Origin of the sequence: Klebsiella sp. A-Nf5 (genome assembly GCF_002810545.1) — a bacterium.
In the GTDB taxonomy this organism is placed as follows: domain Bacteria; phylum Pseudomonadota; class Gammaproteobacteria; order Enterobacterales; family Enterobacteriaceae; genus Klebsiella; species Klebsiella variicola.
Genome location: NZ_PIOG01000133.1, coordinates 1 through 466, shown reverse-complemented (window position 1 = coordinate 466; position 466 = coordinate 1). Strand labels below are relative to the sequence as shown.

Sequence of the window (466 nt, the reverse complement as noted above, 5' to 3'; positions counted from 1 at the left end):
CGAACTGCGGGAAGGATTGATAGTGTCACGGTATAGGGAGTAAAAATGATCGGGTAGACGCAGACCAAAAATACTAAAAGATTTTGCTCAACGTACTTTTTAAGGAGATATTTTGTCTGATAACAACGAATTGTGTTCATGTGATGCTGAATGCACGGATGTTTTTTTCTCAATGGTGTCGATACTCAGCCTTTGCAGGCTGGCTTCCACCTCTTCGCGAATCGACTCGGGCGTGAGATTTTTGTACAGCTGACGATCGCCAACTTTGTTAAACAGGCTGCCCGTCCGCTCCCAAACGATGCCACATTTGGTTTCGACAACGATATCGTTACGCGGCAGCTTTTTCAGCGCCTGCCCGACAATCACTTCACTGTTGCCAAAGTTGTATCCCGGCGCGGTATCAATCAGATTAATGCCGCAGCGATGCGCCTCGACAATGGTATCGATGCAAACCTGCAAATCGAGA

Annotated in this window: 1 pseudogene; it reads right to left on the bottom strand. The window is 47.2% G+C overall.

Annotated elements, in window-relative coordinates:
- Nucleotides 1–168: 168 nt before the first annotated feature.
- Nucleotides 169–466 (bottom strand): annotated as a pseudogene (locus tag CWM53_RS13885) (aldo/keto reductase); the annotation flags it as partial.